Raw genomic sequence first — 26,272 nt, forward strand, 5'->3', positions numbered from 1 at the left:
TTGGCGGGCCGCCGCCCTCAACAATCAGCAATCAGCCGGCTCAGTGGCAGGTCGTCGCCTCGACCGCCGAACGCACAATGTCGTCGAGGTCCTTCGAGCTCTTCCAGCCAAGTGCCTTTTCGATGCGCTCGGTCGAACACACGAGTCGGGCCGGGTCGCCAGCGCGGCGCGGGGCAATCTCGGGCGTGATCTCGATGCCCTTAGCGCGGCCGATCGCGTCAATTACTTCGAGAACGCTCGAGCCCTTTCCGGTGCCGACGTTGAATACGCGGTATTCGCGCTCGTCGTTTTCGAGGTAGCCGAGGGCGGCGACGTGCGCGTCGGCGAGATCCTCGACGTGGACGTAGTCGCGGATGCAGGTGCCGTCGGGGGTGTCGTAATCGTTACCAAAAACCTTCGGGTTCTTCCCGCATTCGAGGGTGTCGAGCACGATCGGCACGAGGTTCATGACGAGACTGTCAGCGAGCTCTGGGGAACCGGCGCCGGCTACGTTGAAGTAGCGCAGGGCGACGGTGCGCATGCCGTGAGCGCGCTCGGCGTCGGCAAGCATCCATTCGCCCACGTACTTGGTCGCGCCGTAGGGGTTGATGGGTCGGCACTCGAGTTCCTCATCGACGAGGTCAACATCGGGCGTGCCGTACACGGCCGCGGAGGAGCTAAAAACGAAGTCGCGGACGCCTGCACGCGCCGCTGCTTCGAGCACGTTGGCGAGGCCGCCGATGTTGTCGTGCCAGTACATTTCGGGCTTTTCGACGGATTCGCCCACCTGCTTGTGGGCAGCGAAATGGATCACGGCCTTCACACCGCGCTCGCGCATCTCGCGCTCGAGAACCTCAACGGCGCCGTCGGCGGTGACGTCCTGCTCAATGAGCGGAGCATCGCCGATGCGGTTGCGAAAGCCAGTCGAGAGATCATCGACAACGGCGACGGACTCGCCGCCCTCGAGAAGAAGCTGCACAACGTGTGCGCCAATGTAACCTGCACCACCAATAACCAAAGTTGTCATGGCCTCAGTCTAAACGCCCCGCCCTCTGGAACCTCCCCGGAATCTCCACGCAAATCACACGCCGCAACCATGAAATAGAAATTTCGCGCCGTAAACTGACGGGCATGACCGTGCCAGAATCGTCCGAACCCACGCTGCCCAAGCGCAGCGCCGGTCGACATCGATACGTGAGGCCCACCAAGGCCGATTCGATCGCACAAAAAAACGCCCGGGAACGCCATGAGGCGGCGCAGCGGGAGCATGGTTTCGACCTCTCCCGCAGGCAAGCTTCTCAATTCCCGAAGCCCGGCAGCACGAGGGCTGAGGCAGCCGTCGGAACCACCACCGAAACGGAGAAGCCTGGGACTGTTGCCCGCCTCGCCGAGGGCGCGGCCGTGACTCCGCTTCCCGAGGGCGTGATGCGCACCGAGCCGCTTCCGAACGTGCGCCCACGCGGCCACGAGGGCGCTGCTGCGCGCGACGATGACGATTCGATTCCCACGGGCGCACCCACGAGCATCGGCATTGGCCGTCGAACGAGTCTTGAGGAAGGCTCGCTCGCGCGAGCGTCGGTGTGGACGACAAGCGGCAGCGTGTTCCCCGGATTCGGCCTCATCCCCACCATGTGGCGCAAGCTCGGTATCGCGCTCATGGTGCTCGCTGTGCTCATCGTGGGGGCCGGCGCCGCGCTCCTTGCGTTTGGTGATCCAGCCACCCTCGTGTTCCGCTACGGCACGCGCCGCCCCGTTGTGATCGCCGCACTCATTGCCGTGATCGTGGGCACTCTCGCGTGGGTCTCGACGATTTTCTTCACGAACCAGCTACACAACGTGCGCGAGAAGCTGCGCGGGCCCGCCCGCACTGCGTCGCGGTCCCTCGCCTACATGCTTGCACTCGTCGTGGCGATTCCGGGCGTGTACACCGCCCATAGCCTCTACGCCACCCAAGCGCTGCTTGGTAACTCGAAGGTTTTTGCGGGCTCGGACAAACACAAGCTTGCCCCCGGCGTCGATCCGTGGGCGAACCGCGAACGCGTCAACATCATGCTGCTCGGCCAGGATGCCGGTCCCGACCGCACGGGCACTCGCCCCGACACCATCATGGTCGCCTCGATCGACACGAAGACGGGCCGCACGGCGCTCTTCTCGATCCCTCGCAACCTTCAGTACGTGCGCTTCCCGAAGGGTTCGGCTCCTGCGGAAGAGTTCCCGGACGGCTTCACGTATTTCGGCAAGGACCAGAACCTCATTAACGCGGTCTGGTCGTGGGCCGAGGGCGTGCGGCCCGATCTATTCCCGGGCGACAACAACCCGGGTCTGACTGCGACCACAATGGCCGTCGAGGAAACGCTTGGCCTCAAGGTCGACTACTACGCGATGGTGAACCTCCAGGGCTTCGCCGACCTCGTCGATGCGATCGGCGGCGTCGATATCGAAGTGGAGCGTGACATCCCGATCGGCGGCGGCGCGTCGAAGGTCGAGGGTTACGTCAAGAAGGGCTGGCAGCACCTCGATGGCTTCCACGCCCTGTGGTATGCCCGCTCGCGCCACGGCTCGAACGACTTCGACCGCAACTGCCGCCAGCAGCGCATCGTGCGCACCGTCGCGGAGGAAGCAAACGTATCCTCGCTCGTACTCAACATCCCGAAGCTGATCGGTGCGACCGAGCGCAATATCGAGACGGACATTCCGCGCAGCCAGGTCGAGGCGTTTGCGGACCTTGCACAGCGCATCCAAAAGGGTGGCTTCAAGTCGTACCCGATCAACCCGACCGTGACGCATTCGGGCAACCCCGACTACCCGTACATCAAGAAGTGGGTGCAGGCGTCGATTGCCGATTCGATGGTCGGCTACGGCGAGGTGCCCGTGAGCGGCAAGCCCTCAAGCGGCGCCGCGGGTGGCACGCCCTCGGGTGCGGGTGCTCGCAATTCGGCGCCACAGCGGATCCGGATCGTTCTTCCGCTTGAGCCGACCACCGATGGCGACTCGAACGACGGTGACTCAACCGACTCGGGCGAGACCAAGACCCCGACGGTCAATCAGGACCCGCTCGCACCGTGCATGCCGGGCAACGAAGACCCGATGGGCTAACCCCTCACCGCGAATAGCGCCCTGGTGCGGCTCGCTTAGGCGAGCTGCAGCAGGGCGTTTTCGATAACTTCGGGCATGGCGGGGTGAATCCAGTACTGCTTGGTCGCGACGTCGCGCGCGTTCAGGCCGAAGCTCATCGCCTGGATAAGCACTTGAATGAGCGTCGCAGCCTCGGGGCCGATGATGTGCGCGCCGAGGATCCGCCCGGTGTCGGCTTCGGCGATGATCTTCACGAAGTCGCCCGGTGCCTCGAGCTCCATCGCCCACCCGTAGGCGACGTCGGCGAATTCCTGGCGCGCCACCCGGATCTCCCGCCCGGCCGTTGCCGCCCACTCTTGCGCCTCGCGCTCGGTCATGCCCACCTGCGCAATGTGCGGGTCGGTAAAGACAGCGGCGGGGATCGGCATGTCGTCGCTTCGGCGCAAATCGTGCGGGTTGAGGATGTTGTGACGCGCAACCTTCAGCTCGTAGTTCGCGACGTGCTTGAGTTGCGCCGGTGAGCTGAGGTCACCGATCGAGTAGATCCCGTCGAGCATCTGGCCGCTCGGGTCGAGGGCCCGCTGGTAGGCATCGACCATGACCCGGCCGGCATCATCGACGCCGATGCCTCCGGCCGCGGCATCGAGGAGGTCGCCGTTGGGCATGCGGCCGGTCGCCACGAGAATGTCGGCGACGGTGAGGGTTCGGGCCGCCTCGCCTGTGGCGGGGTCCGACGGTTCCAGGTCAATCTCAACCCCGCTTGCTGTGCGCCGCACCCGGGTGGTCGAGGCATTGAGGTGCACGTGATAGCGCGCGGAAGCGACCTCGGTGATGCGGCGCGCGATGTCCTCATCGAAGGCGCGAAGGAGGGTTCCGGAACGAGCGATGAGGTGCACGTCCACGCCGAAAGCGTCGAGAATGTGCGCGAACTCGAGGGCGATCACGCCCGAGCCGAGGATCGCGATTGACTCGGGAAGCTCCTCAAGCCGCATGATCGTGTCGCTCGTGAGAGGTTTCGCCTCTTTGAGCCCGGGAATGCCGGGAATCGCGGGACGCGAGCCGGCGGCAAGAAGGACAGTGTCGGCGGTAATGTCGCGCGTGCCGCCGTCGGTCTCGACCGCGAGGCGTTTAGGGCCCGTAAACCGCGCCGTACCGCGAATGAGCGTGAGGTTCGCGTTGTCCGGGTGGGAGGCGCGGTACTCCTCACCCCCGTGGGAGATCGGGTCAATCCGGTTGAAAATCCGCTCGCGCACCGCCGGGAATCCGACGCCGCCCAGCCTCGAGTCGACCCCGAACTTCTTCGCGTGCTCCTCTTTCGCGTTTTCAGCGACGGTGGCCGTGTGGACGAACATCTTCGTGGGAATGCACCCGACGTTGAGGCAGGTCCCGCCGAAGATGTGCGCGGGGCCCACGCCACGATCGATATAGACGATGGATTTGTCGGCGAATTCGGGGCCCGGGAAGGAGTTGCCTGAACCGGAGCCAATTAGGGCGATATCGAAATGTTCTGGGGCGCTCATGGTCTCAAGGATACGGGCCGCCCGCCGCGAGCTTCGAGACCGTGAAACAATGTCCACCATGCGCGAAATTCTCGACACTATGCCAGAAGCCAGCGAGCGAATGCTGCTGCTCACGGCCCCTATCGAGAATGAACTCGTGATCACGAAATCCCGATTCCTCGCCTACCTCGCGCCCGTCGAAACCGTCGAGGAAGCCGACCATCTGATCCGCGAACGCCGCGCGCTCCACCCGAACGCGCGTCACCACTGCACGGCCCTCACGCTCGGCACACCGGTACACCTACAGCGCTCCAACGACGACGGCGAGCCAAGCTCCACGGCCGGGATGCCCATGGCGCAGGCCCTTAGAGGGCGGCACATGACGAACATCCTCGCCGTTGTCACGCGCTATTTCGGCGGGATCAAGCTCGGAGCGGGCGGCCTCGTCCGCGCCTACGGCAGCGCCGTGACCGACGCACTCGATGCCGCAAGCGCAAAGAAGCTCGTGCGCGAGCGCGTCGTTCGCCAGGTCACGGACCTGAGCGTCGGCTACGACCTCGCGGGGACATTCGAGGCATCGATCCGCGCGTGGGCAGACAGCGCCGAAGGCGTGAGCATCGGCGGAGCCGATTACACCGCGCACGGGCTCACCCTGCGCCTCATCCACCGCGTGGACGCTGCTCCTGACCTGGAGCGGGCTACGGCGGAACTATCGAGCGGCGCTGTGAACGCGGCAACCGTCGGATATACCTACGCCGATGTGCCCGCCGGATTTTAACCCCCGCGAAACACCGCGAGTGTGCGAAAAGTCCCGCAGAGGCCTATAGTGCTTGGAGGCCGCGGAACCGCGCGCCTAACGCTGACAATGGAGTCTTGATGAAAAAGATCCTGAATTCACTGCTGACGAAGATTGTCATCGCGATTGTGCTTGGCATTCTCGTGGGACTTGTTGCGCCGGATTGGCTGTCGCGGGGGACGGCAACGTTTTCGAAGCTTTTCGGTAACTTCCTGAGCTTCATCATTCCGCTCATCATCATCGGCCTGATTACGCCCGCCATTTCCGAATTCGGTAAAGGCGCCGGCAAGTGGCTCGGCGTGACCGCCGCGCTCGCGTACGCCTCGACGCTCGTCGCTGGCACCTACGCAATCGCCGCCGGCTACCTCACCTTCCCCACGCTCCTCGGGGAGAGCACGAAACTCGGCGGGGTAAGCGAGCCAGAAACGAGCTTCGAGCCATTCTTCGAGATCGCCATGGATCCCATCTTTGGCGTGATGACGGCACTCATTACGAGCTTCGTGATCGGCCTTGGCATCGTGGCTGTGCGCGCCACCACCATTCACGAGGGTTTCCTCGAGCTGCGCAAGATCGTGAACACCACGATTTCGAAGATCATCGTGCCACTTCTGCCGCTCTACATTTTCGCCATTTTCGAAAACATGACGGCGAAGAAAGAAGTGTGGGACATCATCATGAAGATGCTCCCGATCGTGGTGCTCGCCTTCGTGCTCACGGCGATCATGCTCGTTCTTCAATTCACTGCGGCCGGTGTTGCCAAGGGCAGGAACCCGTTAGTCATGCTCGGCAAGATGCTTCCCGCCTACGCCACCGCGCTTGGCACAAGCTCGAGTGCCGCGACGATTCCCGTGACGACTCGCTGCGCTGAGGATGCCGGCGTGTCGAAGCCCGTGGCAAACTTCGTGATTCCGCTGTGCGCCACGATCCACCTCGCCGGCTCGACCGTGAAGATCACCCTGTTCGCCTTCGCGATCCTGTGGACCACCCACGGCGACTACAGTTTCGCGAGCCTACTCGGCTTCGTGGCAATGCTCGGCGTGTCGATGATCGCCGCTCCCGGCGTGCCCGGCGGCGCGATCGTGACGGCTTCGGCGCTTCTCGCGGAGCAGCTCGCGTTCAATGAATCGCAGGTGGGCCTCATGGTGGCCCTCTACGTGGCGCTCGACTCGTTCGGCACCGCCACGAACGTCACGGGCGACGGTGCGATCGCGGCGATCGTGGATCGCCTCTCGGGCGGCAAGGTCAGCGCCGATGACGACGAGGAAGTCGCCACCGCCGGCAACGCTGCTTCGTCGGCTACCGCTAAGGGGTCGGCTGCGGCCTAAGCGCTGCACACTGCATCACCGCTGAACATAGCAGCACCGCTGCACCGCACCACTGCACAGCACCACTGCATCGCACAGCACCGCTGCAGTGAGCAATTGGAAAGGCGTGGCTTCGGCCGCGCCTTTCCTTCGTCGCGGGCCCATCTATTTCCCTCACTCGCCTTTACCCGCTGCTCGCCTCCATTGCCGCAGCTCGCCCGATCCCCGCAGCCCTTCTCCCCGCCGCCCCTCCTCCTCAACTCGCCCCCATTCCCGCCGGCCCTCTTCCCTCGGCTCGCCCCCATTGCCGTCACTCTCCATAAAGAAACTGGCCACACCACCCCCACCCAAGCCAGCAACCCCGCACTTTCTTCATCATCCGCGACGGAAAAGCTTCAGGTCGAGGCGGAAAAGCTTCAGATCGCGACGCGAGACACCGACACAGCCTTAGACCGCGACGGAAGAACCTTGGACCGCGGCGCAGCCCCCACCCGCAACACCTCAACCGGCGCGCCCGAAGCCCCGTCTCCCAGGTCGCAGCGCTCAGCCGATAGGTCGCAGCGCTCAGCCGAGGGCAGCCCGCACCGTGCGGGCCTTCGTGAATGTTTCCTGGATCTCAGCCTCGACATCGCTGAGCCTCGTGATCGCACCGCCAACGCCGAAGCGAGCGCCGGCCTCATCGAGCACCGCCGTGCGGATCACGATGCTGAGAGACGCCGCCCCGTTCGGCGAGATCCACCCGATCGCGCCGGAGTAGACGCCACGCGACCCTCCCTCCAAGTCGCGAAGAAGCTGCACCGTGCGAAGTTTCGGCGCGCCTGTCATCGAGCCGCCGGGGAATGCTGCCTCGATGGCGTCGAGGGCGGTGCGGCCGGGCGCGAGCCGACCGGTGATGGTGGAGATCATCTGGTGCACCGTGGGGAAGGATTCCACCTGGTAGATGTGGGGCACCTTCACGCTGCCAGCCTCGCATACGCGCGAGAGGTCGTGCCGCACGAGGTCGACGATCATGAGGTTTTCGGCTCGGTCTTTGCGGCTTGCGGCGAGCTCGGCGCGCAGCCTCGCGTCCTCCGCCGGATCCGCGGAGCGCGGCGCCGTTCCCTTGATCGGGCGCGATTCAACCTCACCTGCGGCGCTCACCTCGAGAAACCTCTCGGGCGATGCGCTCGCGACGCTCCACTTTCCACACTGAAGAAACGCCCCGTAGGGAACTCGCGCCACGCTGCGCAGCTGCGCGTATACGTCAAGCGGGTCGTACTCCCCCGGCACCTGCGCCTCATTCGTGAGGCACAGCTCGTAGCTTTCGCCTTCGTTAATGAGTTCCTGGCAACGGTCAATCAATTTCGCGTATTCCGCCGCGGTGTGCCGGTAGGTGGGCGCGGGTGAGGGTCCGACGCCAGCTTCCGCCTCACCGCCCTGATCTTCCCCGTGTGCTTCTCTTGCCCCCGTGAGCACGCTGACCAGGTTCCGAGTCGTTTCAACGATCCACGAATGCTGTTCCCCCACCGTTCCGGGATGATCCGCGCCGCCGTCGAGGTCCGCGAGCGCCACGGTCCGCGCCGTGCCGCGATCGTGGTCGATCACGAGTGCGCGCGTGAGAAACACCAGGTGAGCATCGGGTTCCATGTCCTCGCGAGACTCTCGCTCGAGCCCGAGGGTTTCGGCACCGAGCCCGTAGCCGAGGTAGCCCACGTATCCGAGGGCGAAGCCGCCAAGGGTCTGCGACGCGCGCCGCCCCTCTTCATCGAGCCGCACCGCGTTCAGCCTCATCCGCATCGCGCTGAAGAACCCGTCCTTTGCGGGAACGCCCTCGACGCGTTCGTCCTCCGGAACTCGATACTCGAAAAGGTGCGCCCCTGGGCCATCGCACGCGCCCATGATCGAGAAGCGCGAACGGTGATCCTCGCTTGCCGAGTCGAGCCACACCGCCCGTTCGTGCGCTGAAAAAAGGTTGCGGTAAAGCGCTTCAGCCTCTGTGAAAACATTCGTCAACGTCACCTCGCTGCCGAGCAGCAACGTGTGGGTCGCGGGCGCTGAATCGGGTGCGGAGGCGAGCGTCGGCGCTGAAAACTCTGGGCCGACGCTCGCCGCGCCAACGTCGGACCCCACCGCCGAGGGCCGGGCCGAGCCCGCCCCTGCACTGTTTTCACACTGCGCGGCCGTGGGGCGAGGACATGGTGCGGCCCCGCCGCCGACGGCGAGAAAGGCGCGCATGAGGTCGAGGCCGCCTTCCGTGCGAATGGATTCGGGGTGGAATTGCACGCCCCACGCATCGTGCCCGCGCAGGCGCGCTGCTTGGATGACGCCGTCGGCGGTGGTACCGAGAACTTCCAGTTCAGGCGGGCAATCGTCGATCGCGAGAGAGTGGTAGCGCACGATGCGCAGCTCGCGCGGAAGGTTGGCGAACACCGGGTCGCTTGCGGCAGCGCCCGTGAAGCGCACTTCATCCTCGAGGCCGTGCATGGGGGTGGGCGCACGGTCCACGCGCCCGCCGTGGGCAACGGCCATGAGCTGCAGGCCAAGGCAAATACCAAGCACGGGGATGCCCCGTTCGAGTGCTTCTCGATAGACGTCTGGGGAGCAGCCGAGGTCACCGGGGTTGTGGGGTGTGCCGGGGCCCGGGCCTATGATCACGTGGCTCACGCCATTGAGGCTCGGGCGTGGCCCGCTCGCGAGCACCACCTGCGGCATCTCGCCCGAGGCTTCGGCGACGAGGTGCGCGATGTTGAACGTGAACGAGTCGTGGTTGTCGATGATCAGCACGCTCATGCGGCAAGCTCCCCGATCGGTTCGGCGCGCTCCCACAGCGCGGCCTGGAAGTCCCGCGCAGCGGGAGCGAAGGGGCCGCGGGGAGGGGCGTAGGTGTCGGCAATGTGCGGGGCGGGCAGGTCCGTGAGTCCGACGGTTGCCTCGCGCACCCCGTGCAGAGAACTGAGCAGCCATACGGCGTCGGCCTCGAGAAGGCGCTGCTTGGTGAGGGGCGCCGCGAGGGTTTCGTGGCCGCGCTCGCACGCGATCTTCACGATCAGGCGTTCGGTGACGCTCGGCAGGCGGTCGGTATCGATGCTCGTGACGAGCACGCCGTTCGTCCACAGGACGACGCTCCCGTATGCGGTTTCGCTGTAGTGGATTTGAGGGGCGCGAGGGTGCGAGGTGCCGTCGGAGGTGCCCGAGCTGCTCACTCCCGCTGAGCGTGTGCGAAGGAGGGCATCGCTCGCGCCGTTGCCCACGGCCCAGGCGCGAACCCGCTCTTGCCACGCGAAATCGGGCCCTTTGAGGCGCGGGTGGGTGCGTTCGTCGTTGCCGGGGTAGGCAATGAGGTGCGCGGTGGTCTCCAGGCGCTCCTCCGCGATGGAACGCGGATCAAAGGTGTAGCTGAGCTCGCCGCCAACCTGCTCGAGGGTAAGTTTTGGGAAGAACAGGCCTGCCGCTCCCCCGAGTACGTGCGCGGCCTTTTCGTAGAGCGCCGTGACGGCGTCGTCGATCACGCGCGGGTCCACCTCGGCACCCCACAGCTCGCCCGCCGCCACACGCATGCGATCCCGGTGTGCGCTCGGAGCCACCGCGCGACCGTCCCTCACGAGGAAGGAATCAACGAGTGGCACGGCAGGGCTCCTTTACGTGGGTCGAACGGGCAGGTAGGCAAGGGGATGCCAGCGGCAGTTGCTGACTGCAGTGATAAAGGTACACCCGCCCGCGCGTGGGCCGCGTCAGCGCGCGCTACTCCTCCTTCTGGGCCCATGCTCCCTGTGGGTACTCGGTGCGCAGCCAGGCCATGAACCCCTGGGCGACACTCGCGCCGTACGGGTCGTGGACGATGCCGTGATCGATTTCCTCGGCAACGATCGCTTGCGCGAGCCGATGGTGCTCGCAGACGACGTCAAAGTCCATGTCCGCTATTTCAGCGATTTCGTATTCGGTGGCGATGCAGTTCTCTCGTATCGCAGAGAGCACGCGCATGAAGTCGTCGTTGTCGCGGAGGTCGTCGTAATTAATCATTGAGGTTCCCTCTCAGTCGTCAGCACGTGTGGTCTAGGTAACAATAAAAAAATACTTCGCGGGGTGCAACCTCTTTCGCGAATGTTCCGACCCTCACCGCGTCCACAGAAAGTGACGACGGCGGCTGGTCTTACGATCACTTTTCGAAGAAAGTGACCGTAAGGGGGGCATGATGAGCAGATCCCTGGCTGTGCCTCCGGTTGAGCGCCTACCCGAAAGATGAGAGATTCCCCGCAGCGTGACCTCACGTCGCCCGTCACGCCAGCGATGTACCCGAGGCGCTCGAGGAATACGCGGAGCAGTCACGCCGAGCTTGAACTGTTCCGTACTCTCGCACGATTCGGTGCTCCCCCTCCGGCGGGGCGGCGACTGGCGGCGGGAGAAGGCAGCAGCAGCCCCGGCCCGGTTGCTCTTTATGAAGAAACCAGCCAACCCAAGCAGCGGCAGGGCCGGGATGAGACAGATTCTTCATAAACAGAGACGAAAAGGGCAGGACAAAGCGACGGCCGACAAAGGTCGGCGGCGGGGCGGCGACTGGCGGCGGGAGAAGGCAGCAGCAGCCCCGGCCCGGTTGCTCTTTATGAAGAAACCAGCCAACCCAAGCAGCGGCAGGGCCGGGATGAGACAGATTCTTCATAAACAGAGACAGGAAGAGCGGGGCGCGGACGACGGCTCAAAACGGGCGACCACGACCTGGCGGGCACAGAAAACGGGCGGCCCGGTCATGATGACCAAGCCGCCCGTTCACATGTCGAGTGGGCCCTGCGGGGATCGAACCCGCGACCCGCGGATTAAAAGTCCGATGCTCTGCCAACTGAGCTAAAGGCCCCTGTTACTCGAACTACAACAGCATAGCGGGCCCGCGCCCCGCCTCCACGTTCGCGGGGCGCACCTCACGCATGCGCACGGCGAGAAACAGGTCAAAAATGTGAGCCCTGACCAGGCGGTGTCAAGAATGTGTCAGGAAAAATCGGCGCCGCGTCAAGAACGCGTCAGTTTTCATTCGGGCCTGGGCGACCTCGACGTTCGATAGCAGTGCCGCTCAACCGAGCGACTTCGCACACCGGGTACCCCGGTTGCGGATCCGCCACGCCGGAGGGTTTCCGGCAGCACCATTCAGGAGCCATACCGTGCTCGACATTGTGTTTGTCGTATTGACGACCGTGTTCTTCGGAGGATGCCTGGGCCTCGCATCGGCGGTGAGCCTGCTGTGACCATCCTCGATATCGCCTGGCTGCTCATCTGCGCAGCCGCAATCGTGTACGTGACCTATGCACTCATTCGACCGGAAAGGTTCGGGTAGTCATGGCGTTCGTTCAAATCCTCGTTCTCATCGCGGCACTCGTCGCGGTGCATCGACCGCTCGGCGCGTACATGGCGCGCACCTTTACCTCTGAGCGCCACCTGTGGCCGGAGCGGCTCGTGTACCGCTTCGCGGGGATCCGAACCGACCGCGAGCACTCGTGGCGAATTTACCTTCGCAACATTCTCGCCGTCTCTCTCCTGAGTGTGCTCGGCCTCTACATCCTGCAGCGTGTTCAGCAGTGGCTGCCCATGGCACACGGCCTCGGCCCCGTCGAAGAGACGCAGGCGTGGAACACGGCAACCTCGTTCGTGACCAACACGAACTGGCAGTCGTACGGCGGTGAAACGACGATGTCCCATCTCACCCAGATGCTGGGCATGTCGTTCCAGAACTTCATTTCGGCCGCCGTCGGAATCTGCGTGGCTATCGTGATCATCCGCGGTATTGCCCGCCACGGCACGGATAAGCTCGGCAACTTCTGGGTTGACCTCGTGCGCTGTAACTTCCGCATCCTTTTGCCGATCGCGTTCATCGGCGCGATCCTCCTGATCGCCGGCGGCGCTATCCAGAACTTCAATGCCGCCCAGCACGTGCACACCCTCACCGGTGGAACACAGATCATTCCCGGCGGGCCCGTCGCGAGCCAGGAAGCGATCAAGGAGCTCGGCACGAACGGTGGCGGTTTCTTCAACGCGAACTCCGCGCACCCGTTCGAGAATCCGAACGGCCTCACGAACCTCATCGAGATCTTCCTGATCCTGCTCATCCCGTTCGCCCTCCCCCGTACCTACGGAATCATGGTGGGCGACAAGCGTCAGGGCTGGGCTGTTCTCGGCGCGATGGCTGTTCTCGCGATCGGTTCGCTCGCCGCCACGACCGCCCTCCAGCTTCACTTCGCGGGCGATCACCTCGCCGCGATGGAAGGCAAGGAGGCGCGCTTCGGGATCGTCGGTTCGAGCTTATTTGCGACCGCGACGACGCTCACCTCAACGGGCGCCGTGGACTCGATGCACTCTTCCTACGAGCCGATCTCCGGTGGCGTGTTGATCTTCAACATGCTTCTCGGTGAAATCGCGCCGGGCGGCGTCGGTTCCGGCCTGTACGGCATGCTCGTCATCGCGATCATGAGCGTGTTCATCAGCGGGCTCATGGTGGGCCGCACGCCGGTCTACATGGGCAAACGTATCGGCCCGACCGAGGTCAAGCTTCTGAGCCTGTACATCCTCGTCGTGCCCGTGCTCGTGCTCGTGGGTTCGGCAGTCGCCATCGCCCTGCCGTCAACGGCGGCGTCGCTCGCCAACGGCGGTCCCCACGGTTTCAGCGAGGTGCTGTACGCGTTCACGTCGGCGTCCAACAACAACGGTTCTGCCTTCGCGGGCCTCAATGCGAACACGCCGTTCTTCAACGTGGCGCTCGGCCTCGCCATGCTGCTTGGCCGCTTCCTGCCGATGCTGTTCGTGGTGGCGCTCGCGGGCAAGCTCGCCGCCAAGGAGGTTGTCGCAACTAACCGCGGCACCCTGCGCACTCACACACCTCTCTTTGCAGGCGTCATGGCCGGCATCGCGCTCATCGTGACCGGCCTGTCCTTCCTTCCGACGCTCGCTCTTGGACCACTTGCTGAAGGACTCATGAAATGACTCAGGTACAGGTGACCGACCGCGTTTCTTCGCAGCCTCACGAGGAGAAGACCGCGAATTCCGGATCAGGCTTCACGCCGCGCGCTCTTGCCAAGGCGCTCCCGCAGGCGCTGCGCAAGTTGAACCCCGCGCACATGGTGCGCACGCCCGTCATGTTTATCGTCGAGATGGGCGCGCTCATCACGATCATCGTGGGCTTTTTCAAGCCGAGCGTGTTCGTGTTCTCGCTCGCGATCTGGCTGTTCCTCACGGTCGTGTTCGCGAACCTCGCCGAGGCTGTGGCCGAGGGTCGAGGTAAGGCGCAGGCCGATGCGCTCCGTTCCGCGAAGACAGCGGCCGTGGGCCGCGTGCGCCGCGAGGATGGAAGCATCGATGAGGTGCCCGCCGCGGATCTTCGCCCCGGCGACATCGTCGTGGTGTGTGCGGGCGAGACGATCCCGGGCGATGGCGACGTCGTCAAGGGCGCCGCGACGGTCGATGAGTCTGCGATTACGGGCGAATCCGCTCCCGTGATCCGCGAAAGCGGCGGCGACCGTTCAGCAGTCACGGGCGGCACGCGCGTCCTTTCGGACGAGATCGAGGTGCGCATCACCTCGGAGCCGGGCAACACGTTCGTGGACCGCATGATCGACCTCGTCGAGGGCGCGCAGCGGCAGAAGACCCCGAACGAGATCGCTCTTTCGGCGTTCCTTTCGGTGCTCACGCTCATCTTCCTGTTCGTCGTCGCGACGCTCGTCCCCATGGCCGATTACGCGGGCGCGAAGCAGCCGATCGAGGTTCTCATCGCCCTGCTCGTGTGCCTTATCCCCACGACGATCGGCGCGCTCCTTTCGGCGATCGGCATCGCCGGCATGGATAGGCTCATGCGCCGCAACATCATGGCGACGTCGGGCCGCGCGGTCGAGGCCGCTGGCGACGTAACGACTCTGCTGTTGGACAAGACCGGCACGATCACGGTGGGTGATCGCCAGGCGAGCGCGTTCATTCCCGCCCAGGGCGTGAGCGAGGACGAGATCGCCTACGGCGCACTACTGTCCTCTCTCGCGGACGAGACCCCCGAGGGTCGCTCGATCGTGGAGTTCGCGACGACGACCATGGGCGTTGGCCCGATTCCCGAAAGCGAATATCGAAACGCTGAGTTCATTCCGTTCAGCGCGGAAACGCGCATGAGCGGCGTGCAGCGCACTCCCGAGCACTGCATCGTCAAGGGCGCGGCTTCCGAGATCCTCAAGTGGGTCACCGCGAAGGGCGGAACCGTCACGGAGGATGTCAACGACACTGTGCGGGAGATTTCTTCCGACGGTGGCACGGCCCTCGTCGTGGCCGAAGAGAAGGCCGGGGCCCGCCGCGTGCTCGGCAGCCTCCACCTCAAGGACGTCATCAAGGAAGGCATGACGGAGCGATTCGCGCACCTTCGCAAGATGGGCATCCGCACCGTCATGATCACCGGTGACAACGAGCTGACCGCTCGCGCGATCGCGAAGGAAGCCGGAGTTGATGACTATCTCGCGGGGGCGAAGCCCGAGGATAAGCTCGCGCTCATTCGCAGTGAGCAGCGCGGCGGGAACATGGTCGCGATGACCGGTGACGGCACCAATGACGCCCCGGCGCTTGCGCAGGCCGACGTCGGCGTGGCCATGAATACGGGCACGCAGGCCGCGAAGGAAGCGAGCAACATGGTCGATCTCGATTCGGATCCGACGAAGCTCATCGAGATTGTCGAGATCGGCAAGCAGCTTCTTATCACGCGCGGTGCTCTCACGACCTTCTCGATTGCGAACGACGTGGCGAAGTACTTCGCGATCGTCCCCGCGATGTTCGTGAGTGTTTTCCCGGGTCTCGACGCGCTCAACGTCATGCGCCTTTCGTCACCCGAGTCGGCGATCCTCTCGGCTGTCATCTTCAACGCGCTCATCATCGTTGCGCTCATTCCTCTCGCGCTCAAGGGCGTGAAGTATCGACCGGGTTCAGCGAATCAGCTTCTCGGCCGCAACCTGCTCATTTATGGCCTGGGCGGATTCATCGTTCCGTTCATCGGGATCAAGCTCATCGACATCGTCGTAAGCCTCATTCCGGGTCTCTAAATTCGTGGCCGAGCCGCGAGGGCAACGCTCCCGGTGACCTCTCCGGCTCGGCCACACCACCACTGTCGTTTTTCTCTCGATTGGAAAACTCATGAACTCGACACTCTCGGGCATCGTCTCCGCCGTGTGGCGTTCCACGCGCGTTCTTCTTGCCCTTCTCGTTGTGCTTGGCCTGTTTTATCCGGCGGCCGTGTGGGTCGCGGGCCGGGCGTTCGCTCACAATGCCGACGGTTCCATGATGACCCTCGATGGCCGCACCGTCGGGTCGTCTCTGATCGCTCAGGACACGTCGAAGGATCCCGCTCTGTTCCACCCCCGGATGTCGGCGGGCAACTACGACGGTTTGGCTTCGGGCGGCTCGAACTTGAGCCCCGTCGGTGAGGAGATCACCGCTCAGGTCGCTGAGCAGCGCGCCCTTATCGCCCGCGAGAACGGCGTGGATGAGGCTGTTGTCCCCGCTGATGCGGTGACCGCGAGCAGCTCTGGCCTCGATCCGCACATCAGCCCGGAGTATGCTCGCATCCAGATCGAACGAGTGGCGAAGAACTCGGGGCTTTCGCGGTCGGCTGTTGCGCAGCTGGTCGCGCAGCACACCCAGGGTCGAACCCTCGGCTTTGCAGGTGAAGAGGTCGTCAACGTCAATGAGCTGAACCTCGCCCTGCTTGCGGCGAAGGACTGACATGAACACGGTGCGCGGTGTACTCAAGGTGTATCTGGGGGCTGCCCCCGGCGTAGGTAAGACCTGCGCGATGCTCGAGGAGGCCCATGACCGCCTGAAGGGCGGCGAGGACGTCGTCGTGGGTGTCGTTGAAACCCACGGGCGTTCGGGGACCGCCGCGAGGCTTGAGGGGCTGCCGGTGATTCCGCCTCGGCGGGTGAGCTATCGCGGTTCGATGTATGACGAGCTTGATGTTCCGGCGATTATCGAGCGTAAGCCCGACGTCGTTCTCGTGGACGAGCTTGCCCATACCGTGCACGGTGAGGATACGACGGCGAAGCGTTGGCAGGATGTTCACCGTGTGCTCGATGCGGGCATCAATGTCATCTCGACCGTGAACATTCAGCACCTTGAGTCCCTCAACGACGTGGTCACGAGCATTACGGGCCACGTGCAAAACGAGACGATTCCCGATCCGGTCTTGCGTGAAGCGGAGGAGGTCGAGCTGATTGACTTGAGCCCCGATGCGCTGCGCGTGCGGCTGCGGCAGGGGCAGGTGTACGGGCCGGCGACCGTGGATGCGGCGCTCAGTAAGTTCTTCCGCAAGGGGAACCTCACGGCGCTTCGCGAGCTCGCGCTTTTGTGGCTCGCCGATCAGGTCGACGATGGTCTCGAGAAGTACCGCAGCGAGGAGGGCATCAAGGAGCCGTGGGCGGCGCGCGAGAGGATCCTCGTGGCCGTTGGCGGTGGCCCGAAGACTGCGGCGCTCATTCGCCGTGGCCGCCGCATCGCCGGGCGAATCGCTGGTCGCGAGCTCCTCGTCGTTCACGTCCTCGCGGCGGATGGCCCGCCGCGCATGTCGCCCGAGCAGATGAGTGAGGCGCGCTCCCTTACCGAATCTCTCGGAGGTTCGTGGCACGTACTTTCGGGCGATGACGTACCGCAAACGCTCCTCGATTTCGCCACGACCGTGAACGCGAGCCAGCTCGTCGTGGGTGCTTCACGTCAGGGCTTCGTGCAGCGGCTGCTCATGCGGTCCACGAGCGCCGCGATTATCGACGGTGCCGGCGACATCGACGTGCACATCGTCGCCGTGGACCCGCCCGCCACGCACTGGTCGGCTCCCGCGCCGCCCACGAGCCTCTCCCCCGCGCGGCTCGCGACGGGCTGGGCACTCGCGGCCATTCTCACAATCGTCGTCACCCTCGCGAACCTCGCGCTCGGCGAACCCACGGCGCACCTGTCCACGGCGATTATGAGCTTCGTGCTCGCGTCCGTCGTCGTCGCTCTCGTGGGTGGTCTGTGGCCGGCTCTCGCGACCGCCATCGGTGGCGCGCTCTTGCTCAACTGGTTTTTCACCGCGCCCACGCACACGCTGTCCATCACTGAACCGAAGAACATCTTCCTGCTCATCGTGTTCGTGCTCGTCGCGGTCCTCGTCGCCCAGGTTGTCGATGGCGCTGTGCGCCGCCAGCGCGAGTCCCAGGAGGCGCGCCGGCACGCGCAGCTCATGACGGAGCTTGCCCGCTCCGTGATCCGCGACGGCATCGGGATCCAGGAGATCCTCGAACAGATCGCCACGACGTTCGGCCAGGATGGCGTCGCCCTCGCCACCGTCGAGGGCACGGCACTCGTGCCCGAGTACAAAGTAGGCATCCCGATCGAATCGGTCACGCTCGCCGACGAAGCCTTTTCGCTCGACGACCAGCATGTTCTCGCCCTCGTTGGCCGCCCGCTCACGTCGAGCGAGCAGCAGCTTCTCGAGGCCTATTCGGGCCGGCTCGTGAGCCTCATGACCCACGCGCAGCTCAACCGGGCCCGCACGCAGGCCCGGCAGCTCGAGGCCGCGAACTCCGTTCGCACGGCGCTTTTGACGGCCGTCTCGCACGACCTGCGCACCCCACTCGCGACGATCAAAACGGCCGTGTCCGGTCTCCTCCTCGACGACGTTGATCTTCCCCGCGACGCCCAGGTGGAGCTTTTGCGCACGATCGAATCGTCCTCGGACAGGCTGGATCGGATCGTCGCGGACCTCCTGGATATGTCGCGCATCCACACGAATAAGCTCGAGGTTAAGGCAGTCACCGTCGGACCCGTCGAGCTGGTTGCCCAAACCCTCCACCACATGGACCCCTCCCTCGTGCCGCCTTCGCTCGAAGTGCGTGTTCCGCGCGAACTGCCGGCGATCACGACGGATGCGGCGCTCATGGGGCGCGTGCTCGAGAACCTCATCAGCAACGCGGCCAAACACACCGACGCGGGAGTCACGATCGACGCGACACAGGACGGCGAGCGTATCCTCATTCGCGTGATCGATTACGGACCCGGCCTCACCGAGGAGAGCAAGGCGCGCCTGTTCACGCCCTTCACGCGGTTCGGTGACACGACGAACAGCCACGGGCTCGGCCTCGGCGCCGCGGTCGCGCGCGGGCTCGCGGAAGGCGTGGGCGGCACGCTCACCGCCGACGACACTCCAGGAGGTGGGCTCACAATGGTGCTGTCACTGCCGCTCACCATCACCCCAGCCACCGCCGACAGTGCGCCCACCCCCACACACGAGACCACCACCGTTGGGAGCGCGTCATGATTCTCATCGTCGAGGACGATCCGGCACTGGCCAGGGCCATGACCGTGAACCTCACGGCCCGCAAATACCAGGTGCTCACGGCCACGACCGGGGAACAGGCGCTCGTCATGGCCGCCGACAACCCGATCGAGGCCGTCCTCCTCGACCTCGGCCTGCCGCACATGAGCGGCCTCGACGTCATCGACGGGATCCGCGGCTGGTCAGACGTCCCGATCATCGTCGTGACCGCCCGCCACGAAACCCACACGAAGATCGAGGCACTCGATCGCGGCGCCGACGACTACGTGACCAAACCCTTCGCGCTCGGGGAGCTCCTTGCGCGTTTGCGCGCCAACCTCCGGCGGCGAACGTCGGGCTCCCCCTCCCCCGTCGTGACCACCACCGACGGGCGCCTCACGATCGACCTCGCCGCGAAAACCGCAACCGTCAACGGCACGCCCGCGCGCCTCACCCCGCACGAGTGGGGCATCGTGAGCTACCTCGTGAGCCACCCCAATCAGCTCGTGCGCAAGGACGAGCTGCTCGAGAACGTGTGGGGCCCCGAATACACGAACGAGGCCGGCTACGTGCGGGTCTACATGTCGCAGATCCGCCAGAAACTCGAGGAGGATTCCTCCGCCCCTCGCTACTTCCTCACCGAGCCCGGCCTCGGCCACCGCTTCGTGCTTGGCAGCTAGCGTTAGCGTGGCAGGTAGGCGCTGCGCTGTTTCGTCCAGGTGACGACGAGGCGTTCGCGGGCTCGGGTCGCCCCCACATACAGAAGGAAGCGTTCGCGGAGTGTTTTTGGTCCAGTTGAAGACTCCGATGCAGGGGCTTGTGTCCGCCTCCACTCAGGTGCTCGGCCTACGAAGGCAGCACAACGATCACACTATCGAGGCCCTCGGCAATAGTGCCTCCAGATCGGTTCAATCGCGAACGCACCCGCACCGATACCGGCTATGAACTAAGGTTTTTGGCTGCCGCTATCGTTTTGCAATTAGGCTGCTGAACCGCCGTGTGTCCGGCACGTCGCTACCCCAGCTGGCGCCCGCAGAAGGGGGAACCAGTCGGAATTTCTCGCGCAGTAATGGTTACTCCTGGTCGCCGTCCTCTCCGTCGTCTTCAGACTGTGTATTGTACTCAGCCTGGTGTCGGAGTTCCCAGTAAACAAGATCGGAGATCTCTTTAATGATCCGGCCCTTACGATGAGCACTTTCGAAGAACTTCTCCATGATGCTTTGCTGAGAGTCCTGGTGATCGAGCACCGCGTTCGTGACGGCAGTTTCGATCGTCTGCGACTCACGAAACTGCTCCTTGGTGTTTGCGTTGACCTGATCCTTGATTTCTTCATTCTGAACGAGAATCGTGACGACGCCCTGCACCCAGGACTCCACTGAACCAGGATCGAAGTCTTCGTCTTCAAACAGGGAATTGATGTTGTTCAGGATTTCTTCCCAGGCCACCAGGTGCGGGTCGCGCGAACGTCCACCACCAACTCCCATCGGTTTGAGCTTCTCACCGTCGCCCCCGAGTGAAATAGCCCCTTCGCTCTTGCGCGTCTGCTTGATGTGGGTGAGCTCGATGTTGCTAAAGTCCAGCTCTGCTGGAGTCTTGCGGCCCGTAAGTCGCGGTCGCAGCAGCCGGAGAAACAGGGCAACCTTCTCGAGGTCGGTGTCCTGATAGTCGACAACTTGAGACAGGAAATCGTAGAGGCGAACGAATGAGCCAACGTCCTTGCGGAAGAGGTCAAGCTCGTCGGTCTCGGCTTTTGAGTCGTCGGCCAAGGCGGCCACGTAGAGATCATTAAACCGGTCAGCGGCCTGCTTCAGCGGTGCAGTGTGCTTACCGTGCTTCTTCTCGATGACGAATGCCCGCGCGAAAGCATCCACGTCATCCTTCGTATAAATCCCGGCAATTTCAAGCTTCCGCGCAAGGTCATGCACGAGATCTGGGTCGGTAGTTTCGACGATTTCGGCAGTGCGGTAGTACGGCAGGAATGCGTCGAGGATCGTGTCCGTGTCGTTGACGAAGTCAAGAATGTACGTGGTGTCTTTACCCTTGGACGGCAGGGTACGGTTTAGGCGGGAAAGCGTCTGGACTGCTTCGATCCCGTCAAGGCGTTTGTCCACGTACATCGCGCACAGCAGTGGTTGATCAAAGCCCGTCTGGTACTTGTTGGCGACGATCAAAACCTGGAACTGATCGCCCGCGAACGCCTGTGGAATCCCACGCCCGCGCAGGTCAGGGTTCATGTTCGCTTCTGTATACGGCTCCTGCACGCCGGGCACGGCATCATCAATCTGCTCAGCGCTCAAGCTTCCGGAGAACGCCACCAGGGTTCCCAACGGATAGGCGTGTTTTTCAACGTAGGCGTCGATTGCCATCTTGTACTTCAGTGCAGCTGCTCGGCTCGAGGTCACTACCATCGCCTTAGCGTGCCCATCGAGGAGCTCAGCAACGTTTTCACGAAAATGCTCGACGATGATCTGAACTTTCTGAGCAATGTTGGTGGGATGCAGACTCACCCACCGCATCAGGCCCCTTTTCGCGGTGCCCTCATCAACGAGATCTTGAGCGCCAACAGCCCCACCAGCTTTCTGGGCGAGCTGAAAAGCCGTCTTATAAGTCGTGTAGTTACGCAAAACATCGAGGATAAAGCCCTCCTCGATGGCCTGCTGCATCGTGTACACGTGGAAAGGCTGTGGCAAACCATCGGCACCCGGACGGCCGAACATCTCCAGTGTCTTGCCCTTAGGGGTCGCAGTAAAGGCATAGAACGAGATGTTCTGGGCTGTCGCCCGCGCTGCCATCTCAGCGGCAAGCACGTCCTCGACACTGACTTCGCCACCGTCCTCGAGGGCTTCGACCTCTGCTTGTGAGAGAACCTGTCGCAACTTCTGAGCACTTGTACCGGTCTGGGACGAGTGAGCCTCGTCCGCGATCACCGCGAACTTGCGATCGGCAAGCCCACCCTGCTGCGCAAGCGCCTCGAGCACGAACGGGAACGTCTGAAGCGTGACGATGATGATGAGTTTTCCGCTGCTTAGTTCCTTGGCTAACAAGTCGGATTTTGAGGTAGCTGACGCTTTACGTACCTCGTCAGCGTTGATCGTTCCGACGACTCCCTTCGTGCCCTCGATTCCCTTGATGGCTTTCTGAAGCTGGTCGTCGAGAACGGTGCGGTCAGTCACGACGATGACCGAATCAAAGGTCTTCGAGTTGTCACTGTTGTGGAGGTTCGCGAGCCCGTGAGCAAGCCACGCGATCGAGTTCGTTTTTCCTGATCCTGCAGAGTGCTGAATCAGGTATTTACTCCCTGGTCCCTCAGCGCTCGTGGTCTCGAGCAAGCTAGTGGCGGCCTCCCACTGGTGGAAGCGCGGGAAGATGATCTGTTTGCTACGCGAGCGAGCGCCAGTGATTGGGTCGACCTTCTCGGTAATCTGCAGGTGCACAAATCGTTCCAGGATCTGCAGCCAGTTATCACGCTGGAGCACCCGCTCCCACAGGTACGAGGTGGCAGCGCCATTCGGGTTGACCGGATTACCGGCACCGCCATCATTGCCGAGGTTAAACGGCAAGAACACCGTGTTCTCACCATCTAGCTTCGTGGTCATCCGGATTTCATCAGTGGAAACCGCAAAGTGCACCAGCGCACGGGAGCCGAACTTCAGCAACGGTTCACCTTGAGGCAGACGATCTCGACGGTATTGACGCACCGCGTCATCAATCGACTGCGTGTTGTCGGTCTTGAGCTCGGCGGTCGCCACCGGTAGGCCGTTGACGAAGAACACCAGATCGATCGAATCCTGCGGGCGCTTCTTGGAGTGGTGCACCTGCCGCACCACCCGCAGCCGGTTCGCCTGGTAGTGCTGCTGAGCCACGGGGTTCATCGAGGTCGCAGGCTTAAACGCACACATGAAGAACTTCGCTGGAGTCTTCCTGAAGCCACCACGCAACACGGCAAGCAGACCGCCGCCATGCTCAAGCGGCTGGTCAAGCTCCTTCACGAGCCGATCCAGCAGCAACCGCTGTGCAAGAGCAGTCTCCACCGCCGAACCGTTATCCGGCATGACCCGCGCCCACTGTTCAGGTTGCGTCCCCTGAAGCCAGGCAAACGCATCCTCCGGAATCAGTGCATGCTCCTGGTCATATCCAGTGAAATTCTCTTCGTACAACCAACCATTCGCACCGAGGTACTCACAAATCTCGGTCTCGAAGTTCTTCTCGTGCTGAACACCCATGCTCGTCTCCCTATACCTCAATCTGCCCAGTCACAGCAGCCGTAATCAAAGCTGACCGTCGCTCCTGCAAGAGTCCCAAAGCCCGCTCAATTGTGGTCCTAGCGCGAGCAAGCGCTTCCGCGCTCTCATCTAGCTCAGACACAATCCTTTGCTGTGCTTTCCCGTCGGGCAGCGAAAGCGGAATCCGACCAAAAGTCTGCCAATTCCTGAAGTCCACGGCACGTTGGCGAACGCTCGGTGCTTGGGTAGCCAAGAATCCACTATTCCCCAGATATCGGAGCAAGTAAGCAATGAATTGAAGATTGTCATCTTCATTACGGAGGCGACAGATGTGATAAACGGGTGTCGACTGACCATCGCTATCAGAGATACCGACGGCACCCGCAAAGCCGTCCAGGCCGTGGAACACCAAGTCGCCCGCAACTACCCCTTGATATCCAGCTTCCGACTCTGAGAAAGTGAACCCTTCTTCCCGACGGTTTGAGCGCAGTGTTACCTCGCCATTACGAAAAGCAGTGACGACGCCGGCCCCTTCAACCACCGGTCGATATTGTTTGACAAGTAAACGCTTCAACGGCAACGTTTTCAAGGGCGTGAACCCCGTGAAGGCCTCATTCCAGCGTGCCTCGTCGCGAAGATCGAGCAATTTGAGAAGCTCTCGTTGTTTGGCGATGAGGTGGTCGATCTTCGCCGTCTCCACATCGAGGTAACGAACAATCTGATCCCGAGCGCTCTCCGACGGAATCAAAACTCGAACATGCTTGATGTCCGCATACTTTAAGGACTGACGTACGCCTCCGCCTAGGGAATAGAGTTGCTTTGAAACGTCCAGCGCGTGAAAAAAGTAGTCAAAGTAGCGGTTCCATTCTTCGCCCCATCCTCTGCTCTGGAGGGCGCAGTACGCAGAAGTAATGATGCCTCGTTCTCGAACAAGACCAGATCGCAGGCTTTTTTGATCATTCTGCATGTCGGTGAGTCTGAGCACTATTTGGCCCGGATTAACTATCTGATAGCTCTCAAACGAGGCAGGCAGTAGCCCGCCGACGGTATCAATACTCTTCGGCACGATTCTTCCGTAGCTTAGGGACAGAAGATTCGTTTCCGCCATTCCATCGTTCTTGACGGCGGTTTCTTCAAATACAGCAAAGAGCGGAAGTGAGCGCTGAGCCGGGCTATTGACCATCATTCGGTCACCTCGTTCAGCAACTGCAGGATTTGCGAGGTCACCTGGTGGAGCTCGGCGTCGATATCTTCGAGTGGTCGTGGCGGTTGGTAGCGGTAGAAGAACCTCGTAAAGGGGATTTCGTAGCCGATCTTTGTCTTCTTCTCGTCGACCCATGCGTCTGGCACGTAGGGCTTCACCTCAGCATCGAAGTATGCCTGGATGGTTTCCTGCCGCCCGCCGCCACCCATGGTGTTGCCACCGTAGGTGAAAGGGACGCGTTCGGTGTCACGCAGCGCCGTGTCTGGTTGCTTCTTGCCACGAGTGTTCGTGATGACCTCGCCGTGTTCGTCGCGTTGGGGGCGCTCCACTGTAACGAGCCAGTAGGCGAACTCCTCGATGGGGACGATCTTGCAGTGTTCAGTGTCAACGTAGGCGTCGTAGAGCTTAACGATCGTGGAGCGGTTGGCCTCGCTAATTTCACGCCCCTTGTCGCCGAGCTTTTTTCGCATCTTTTCGTAGAACTCGGTCCCGTCAATCAGTTGCACCTTGCCCTTACGTTCTTCGGGCTTGTTGTTATCGACGATCCAGATGTAGGTGGCGATGCCGGTGTTATAGAACATGTCGGTTGGCAAGGCCACAATGGCGTCCACCAGGTCATGTTCGAGCAGCCATTTGCGAATGTTGGACGGTCCTGACTCCGCAGCGCCATTGAACAGCGGTGAGCCGTTCATGACGATACCGCCCCGGCCACCGCCCTTGACCTTGGGGCGCAGTTTGCCCACCACGTGTTGAAGGAAGAGCATCTGCCCGTCGCTGACGGCGGGAACATTCTGTTTGGGTTTATCGCCACCAGCGTAGAAACGAGAGGAACTGCCAAGCTCTTTCAGGTCCTCCATGACGGCCGATTGGCTGGCTTTCCAGTCGTCGCCATACGGTGGGTTCGACATGCAATAGTCGAAGGTCTGGCCAGCGAATTTGTCGTCGGCAAGCGTGTCGCCGAGCTGAATGTTGCTGGAGTCATAGCCTTTGATCAGCAGGTCGGATTTGCACACCGCATAGGAGTGATCGTTCCATTCCTGCCCGTAAAGCCGAAGCTGGGCTTGTGGATTCAAGCCGGGCCTGTCACTGCTGCCGATCAGATGTTCTTCAGCGATGGAGAGCATTCCCCCTGTGCCGACCGTGGGATCGTAGATCGACCGGATGGTGCCTGGAGTGCTCAGCGCCTCGTCGTCACCAGCAAAGACAAGATCCACGAGCAGCCGGATGGCATCACGCGGAGTGAAGTGCTCACCCGGAGCCTCGTTAGAGGACTCGTTGAACGTGCGGATGAGGTACTCGTAGAGGTCGCCCATCTCAGCGTTCGTTACCGTCTTGGGGTGCAGATCGATTTTGGAGAAGCGCTCTACCACGATGTACAGGATGTTCTTCTCGGCCATGGTGGCGATCTCGTCAGCGAGCTTAAAGCGTTCGAAAACGTCCATGTTGTCGGAGAAGCCGTTGACGTAGTGCTTCAGGTTCGCTTCGATGCCCTTGGGATCTCCCAGGAGGGTTTTGAGCGTCCAAGGGCTGGTGTTGTAGAACGGCAGGCCGGTGGCGCGCTGCACCTGTGCGGACAGGAGTTCAGGATTGTTGCCGAAGCGCTCGACCAGTGGCTCGATGGTAGTTCGGTGCTCTTCAAGGACGCAGTCAAGACGGCGCAGAATTGTCATGGGCAAGATGACATTGCCGTACTGACTTGCCTTGTAGGGGCCTCGCAAAATGTCGGCGGTGCCCCAGATAAAAGATCCCAGTTGGCTCATTCGTTGTGTTCTTTCGATTCGCTAGTAGGAACAACTTCGACGATTTCGCCGATCTGACAGTTGAGGACCTGGCAGATGCGCAGGAGCACGTCGGTGGTGACGTTGTCGCCGTTGTTGAGCCTGGCCATCGTTGTGGATGAAAGCTTGGCTACCTCACGCAAATT

General features: G+C 62.7%; 18 protein-coding genes and 1 tRNA gene. 9 read left to right on the forward strand and 10 right to left on the reverse strand.

Features of this window, described 5'->3' with window-relative positions:
* Window positions 1-40: 40 nt before the first annotated feature.
* Window positions 41-1,006, reverse strand: a complete 966-nt coding sequence (gene galE / locus HMPREF3157_RS06300; RefSeq protein WP_070435864.1) for a UDP-glucose 4-epimerase GalE — start codon at window positions 1,004-1,006, stop codon at window positions 41-43.
* A 104-nt stretch (window positions 1,007-1,110) separates the two neighbouring features.
* Here galE and HMPREF3157_RS06305 point away from each other — a divergent pair, with 104 nt between their 5' ends.
* Window positions 1,111-3,075 carry an LCP family protein gene (locus HMPREF3157_RS06305; protein WP_070435865.1) on the forward strand — a complete coding sequence of 655 codons (1,965 nt, stop codon included), beginning with the start codon at window positions 1,111-1,113 and terminating at the stop codon, window positions 3,073-3,075.
* Between the two features lie 35 nt (window positions 3,076-3,110).
* Here the strand turns inward: HMPREF3157_RS06305 and HMPREF3157_RS06310 are convergent, their stop codons facing one another.
* Window positions 3,111-4,574 (reverse strand): mycothione reductase, encoded by a 1,464-nt coding sequence (locus HMPREF3157_RS06310; protein WP_070435866.1) that lies wholly within the window; start codon window positions 4,572-4,574, stop codon window positions 3,111-3,113.
* 58 nt (window positions 4,575-4,632) lie between these two features.
* Between HMPREF3157_RS06310 and HMPREF3157_RS06315 the strand changes: the two genes are divergently transcribed.
* The gene (locus HMPREF3157_RS06315; protein WP_246816542.1) at window positions 4,633-5,331 is read left to right on the forward strand and encodes an IMPACT family protein; all 699 of its coding nucleotides are present in this window, start codon (window positions 4,633-4,635) and stop codon (window positions 5,329-5,331) included.
* Between the two features lie 98 nt (window positions 5,332-5,429).
* Window positions 5,430-6,674, forward strand: a complete 1,245-nt coding sequence (locus HMPREF3157_RS06320) for a dicarboxylate/amino acid:cation symporter (RefSeq protein WP_070435867.1) — start codon at window positions 5,430-5,432, stop codon at window positions 6,672-6,674.
* Window positions 6,675-7,217: 543 nt separating this feature from the next.
* On the opposite strand, the gene pabB is transcribed toward HMPREF3157_RS06320, so the two are convergent.
* The 4 genes from pabB to HMPREF3157_RS06340 all read right to left on the reverse strand — a co-directional run bounded on the left by pabB (window position 7,218) and on the right by HMPREF3157_RS06340 (window position 11,481).
* Entirely contained in the window at window positions 7,218-9,422 is a 2,205-nt protein-coding gene (gene pabB / locus HMPREF3157_RS06325) for an aminodeoxychorismate synthase component I (RefSeq protein WP_070435868.1), read from the reverse strand.
* Entirely contained in the window at window positions 9,419-10,258 is an 840-nt protein-coding gene (locus tag HMPREF3157_RS06330) for an aminotransferase class IV (protein WP_070435869.1), read from the reverse strand. Before HMPREF3157_RS06330 ends, pabB begins: the two co-directional genes overlap by 4 nt.
* Window positions 10,259-10,373: 115 nt before the next feature.
* On the reverse strand, window positions 10,374-10,652 hold the full coding sequence (locus HMPREF3157_RS06335; RefSeq protein ID WP_070435870.1) for a hypothetical protein: 279 nt from the start codon (window positions 10,650-10,652) through the stop codon (window positions 10,374-10,376).
* Window positions 10,653-11,408: 756 nt separating this feature from the next.
* A tRNA-Lys gene (locus tag HMPREF3157_RS06340) sits at window positions 11,409-11,481 on the reverse strand.
* 348 nt (window positions 11,482-11,829) lie between these two features.
* On the opposite strand from HMPREF3157_RS06340, the gene HMPREF3157_RS10265 reads away from it, so the two are divergent.
* From HMPREF3157_RS10265 to HMPREF3157_RS06365, 6 genes are all read left to right on the forward strand, one after another.
* The gene (locus HMPREF3157_RS10265; protein WP_082628504.1) at window positions 11,830-11,955 is read left to right on the forward strand and encodes a potassium-transporting ATPase subunit F; all 126 of its coding nucleotides are present in this window, start codon (window positions 11,830-11,832) and stop codon (window positions 11,953-11,955) included.
* Between the two features lie 2 nt (window positions 11,956-11,957).
* On the forward strand, window positions 11,958-13,595 hold the full coding sequence (gene kdpA, locus HMPREF3157_RS06345; RefSeq protein WP_034370359.1) for a potassium-transporting ATPase subunit KdpA: 1,638 nt from the start codon (window positions 11,958-11,960) through the stop codon (window positions 13,593-13,595).
* Window positions 13,592-15,679, forward strand: a complete 2,088-nt coding sequence (gene kdpB, locus HMPREF3157_RS06350) for a potassium-transporting ATPase subunit KdpB (RefSeq protein ID WP_070435871.1) — start codon at window positions 13,592-13,594, stop codon at window positions 15,677-15,679. Before kdpA ends, kdpB begins: the two co-directional genes overlap by 4 nt.
* 91 nt (window positions 15,680-15,770) lie before the next feature.
* Complete coding sequence (kdpC, locus tag HMPREF3157_RS06355) at window positions 15,771-16,358, forward strand: K(+)-transporting ATPase subunit C (protein WP_070435872.1); 588 nt, start codon at window positions 15,771-15,773, stop codon at window positions 16,356-16,358.
* Window position 16,359: 1 nt separating this feature from the next.
* A complete protein-coding gene (locus HMPREF3157_RS06360) occupies window positions 16,360-18,924 on the forward strand; it encodes a DUF4118 domain-containing protein (RefSeq protein WP_070435873.1) in 2,565 nt (854 codons plus the stop codon).
* A complete protein-coding gene (locus tag HMPREF3157_RS06365) occupies window positions 18,921-19,601 on the forward strand; it encodes a response regulator (protein ID WP_061211627.1) in 681 nt (226 codons plus the stop codon). Before HMPREF3157_RS06360 ends, HMPREF3157_RS06365 begins: the two co-directional genes overlap by 4 nt.
* Window positions 19,602-19,994: 393 nt before the next feature.
* Here HMPREF3157_RS06365 and HMPREF3157_RS06370 read toward each other — a convergent pair whose 3' ends face one another.
* The 4 genes from HMPREF3157_RS06370 to HMPREF3157_RS06385 are packed head-to-tail and all read right to left on the reverse strand — an operon-like array spanning window position 19,995 to window position 26,269.
* Window positions 19,995-23,144 carry a type I restriction endonuclease subunit R gene (locus HMPREF3157_RS06370; RefSeq protein WP_070435874.1) on the reverse strand — a complete coding sequence of 1,050 codons (3,150 nt, stop codon included), beginning with the start codon at window positions 23,142-23,144 and terminating at the stop codon, window positions 19,995-19,997.
* Window positions 23,145-23,154: 10 nt separating this feature from the next.
* Window positions 23,155-24,330, reverse strand: coding sequence for a restriction endonuclease subunit S (locus tag HMPREF3157_RS10650; RefSeq protein ID WP_210386281.1), 1,176 nt, complete (start codon window positions 24,328-24,330; stop codon window positions 23,155-23,157).
* Entirely contained in the window at window positions 24,327-26,108 is a 1,782-nt protein-coding gene (locus HMPREF3157_RS06380) for a type I restriction-modification system subunit M (protein WP_070435875.1), read from the reverse strand. Before HMPREF3157_RS06380 ends, HMPREF3157_RS10650 begins: the two co-directional genes overlap by 4 nt.
* The gene (locus HMPREF3157_RS06385; protein WP_141740643.1) at window positions 26,105-26,269 is read right to left on the reverse strand and encodes a helix-turn-helix domain-containing protein; all 165 of its coding nucleotides are present in this window, start codon (window positions 26,267-26,269) and stop codon (window positions 26,105-26,107) included. The genes HMPREF3157_RS06380 and HMPREF3157_RS06385 overlap by 4 nt, the downstream gene beginning before the upstream one ends.
* Between the last annotated feature and the right edge of the window lie 3 nt (window positions 26,270-26,272).

It is taken from the genome of Dermabacter sp. HMSC06F07 (assembly GCF_001807345.1).
Taxonomy (GTDB): Bacteria; Actinomycetota; Actinomycetes; order Actinomycetales; family Dermabacteraceae; genus Dermabacter; species Dermabacter hominis.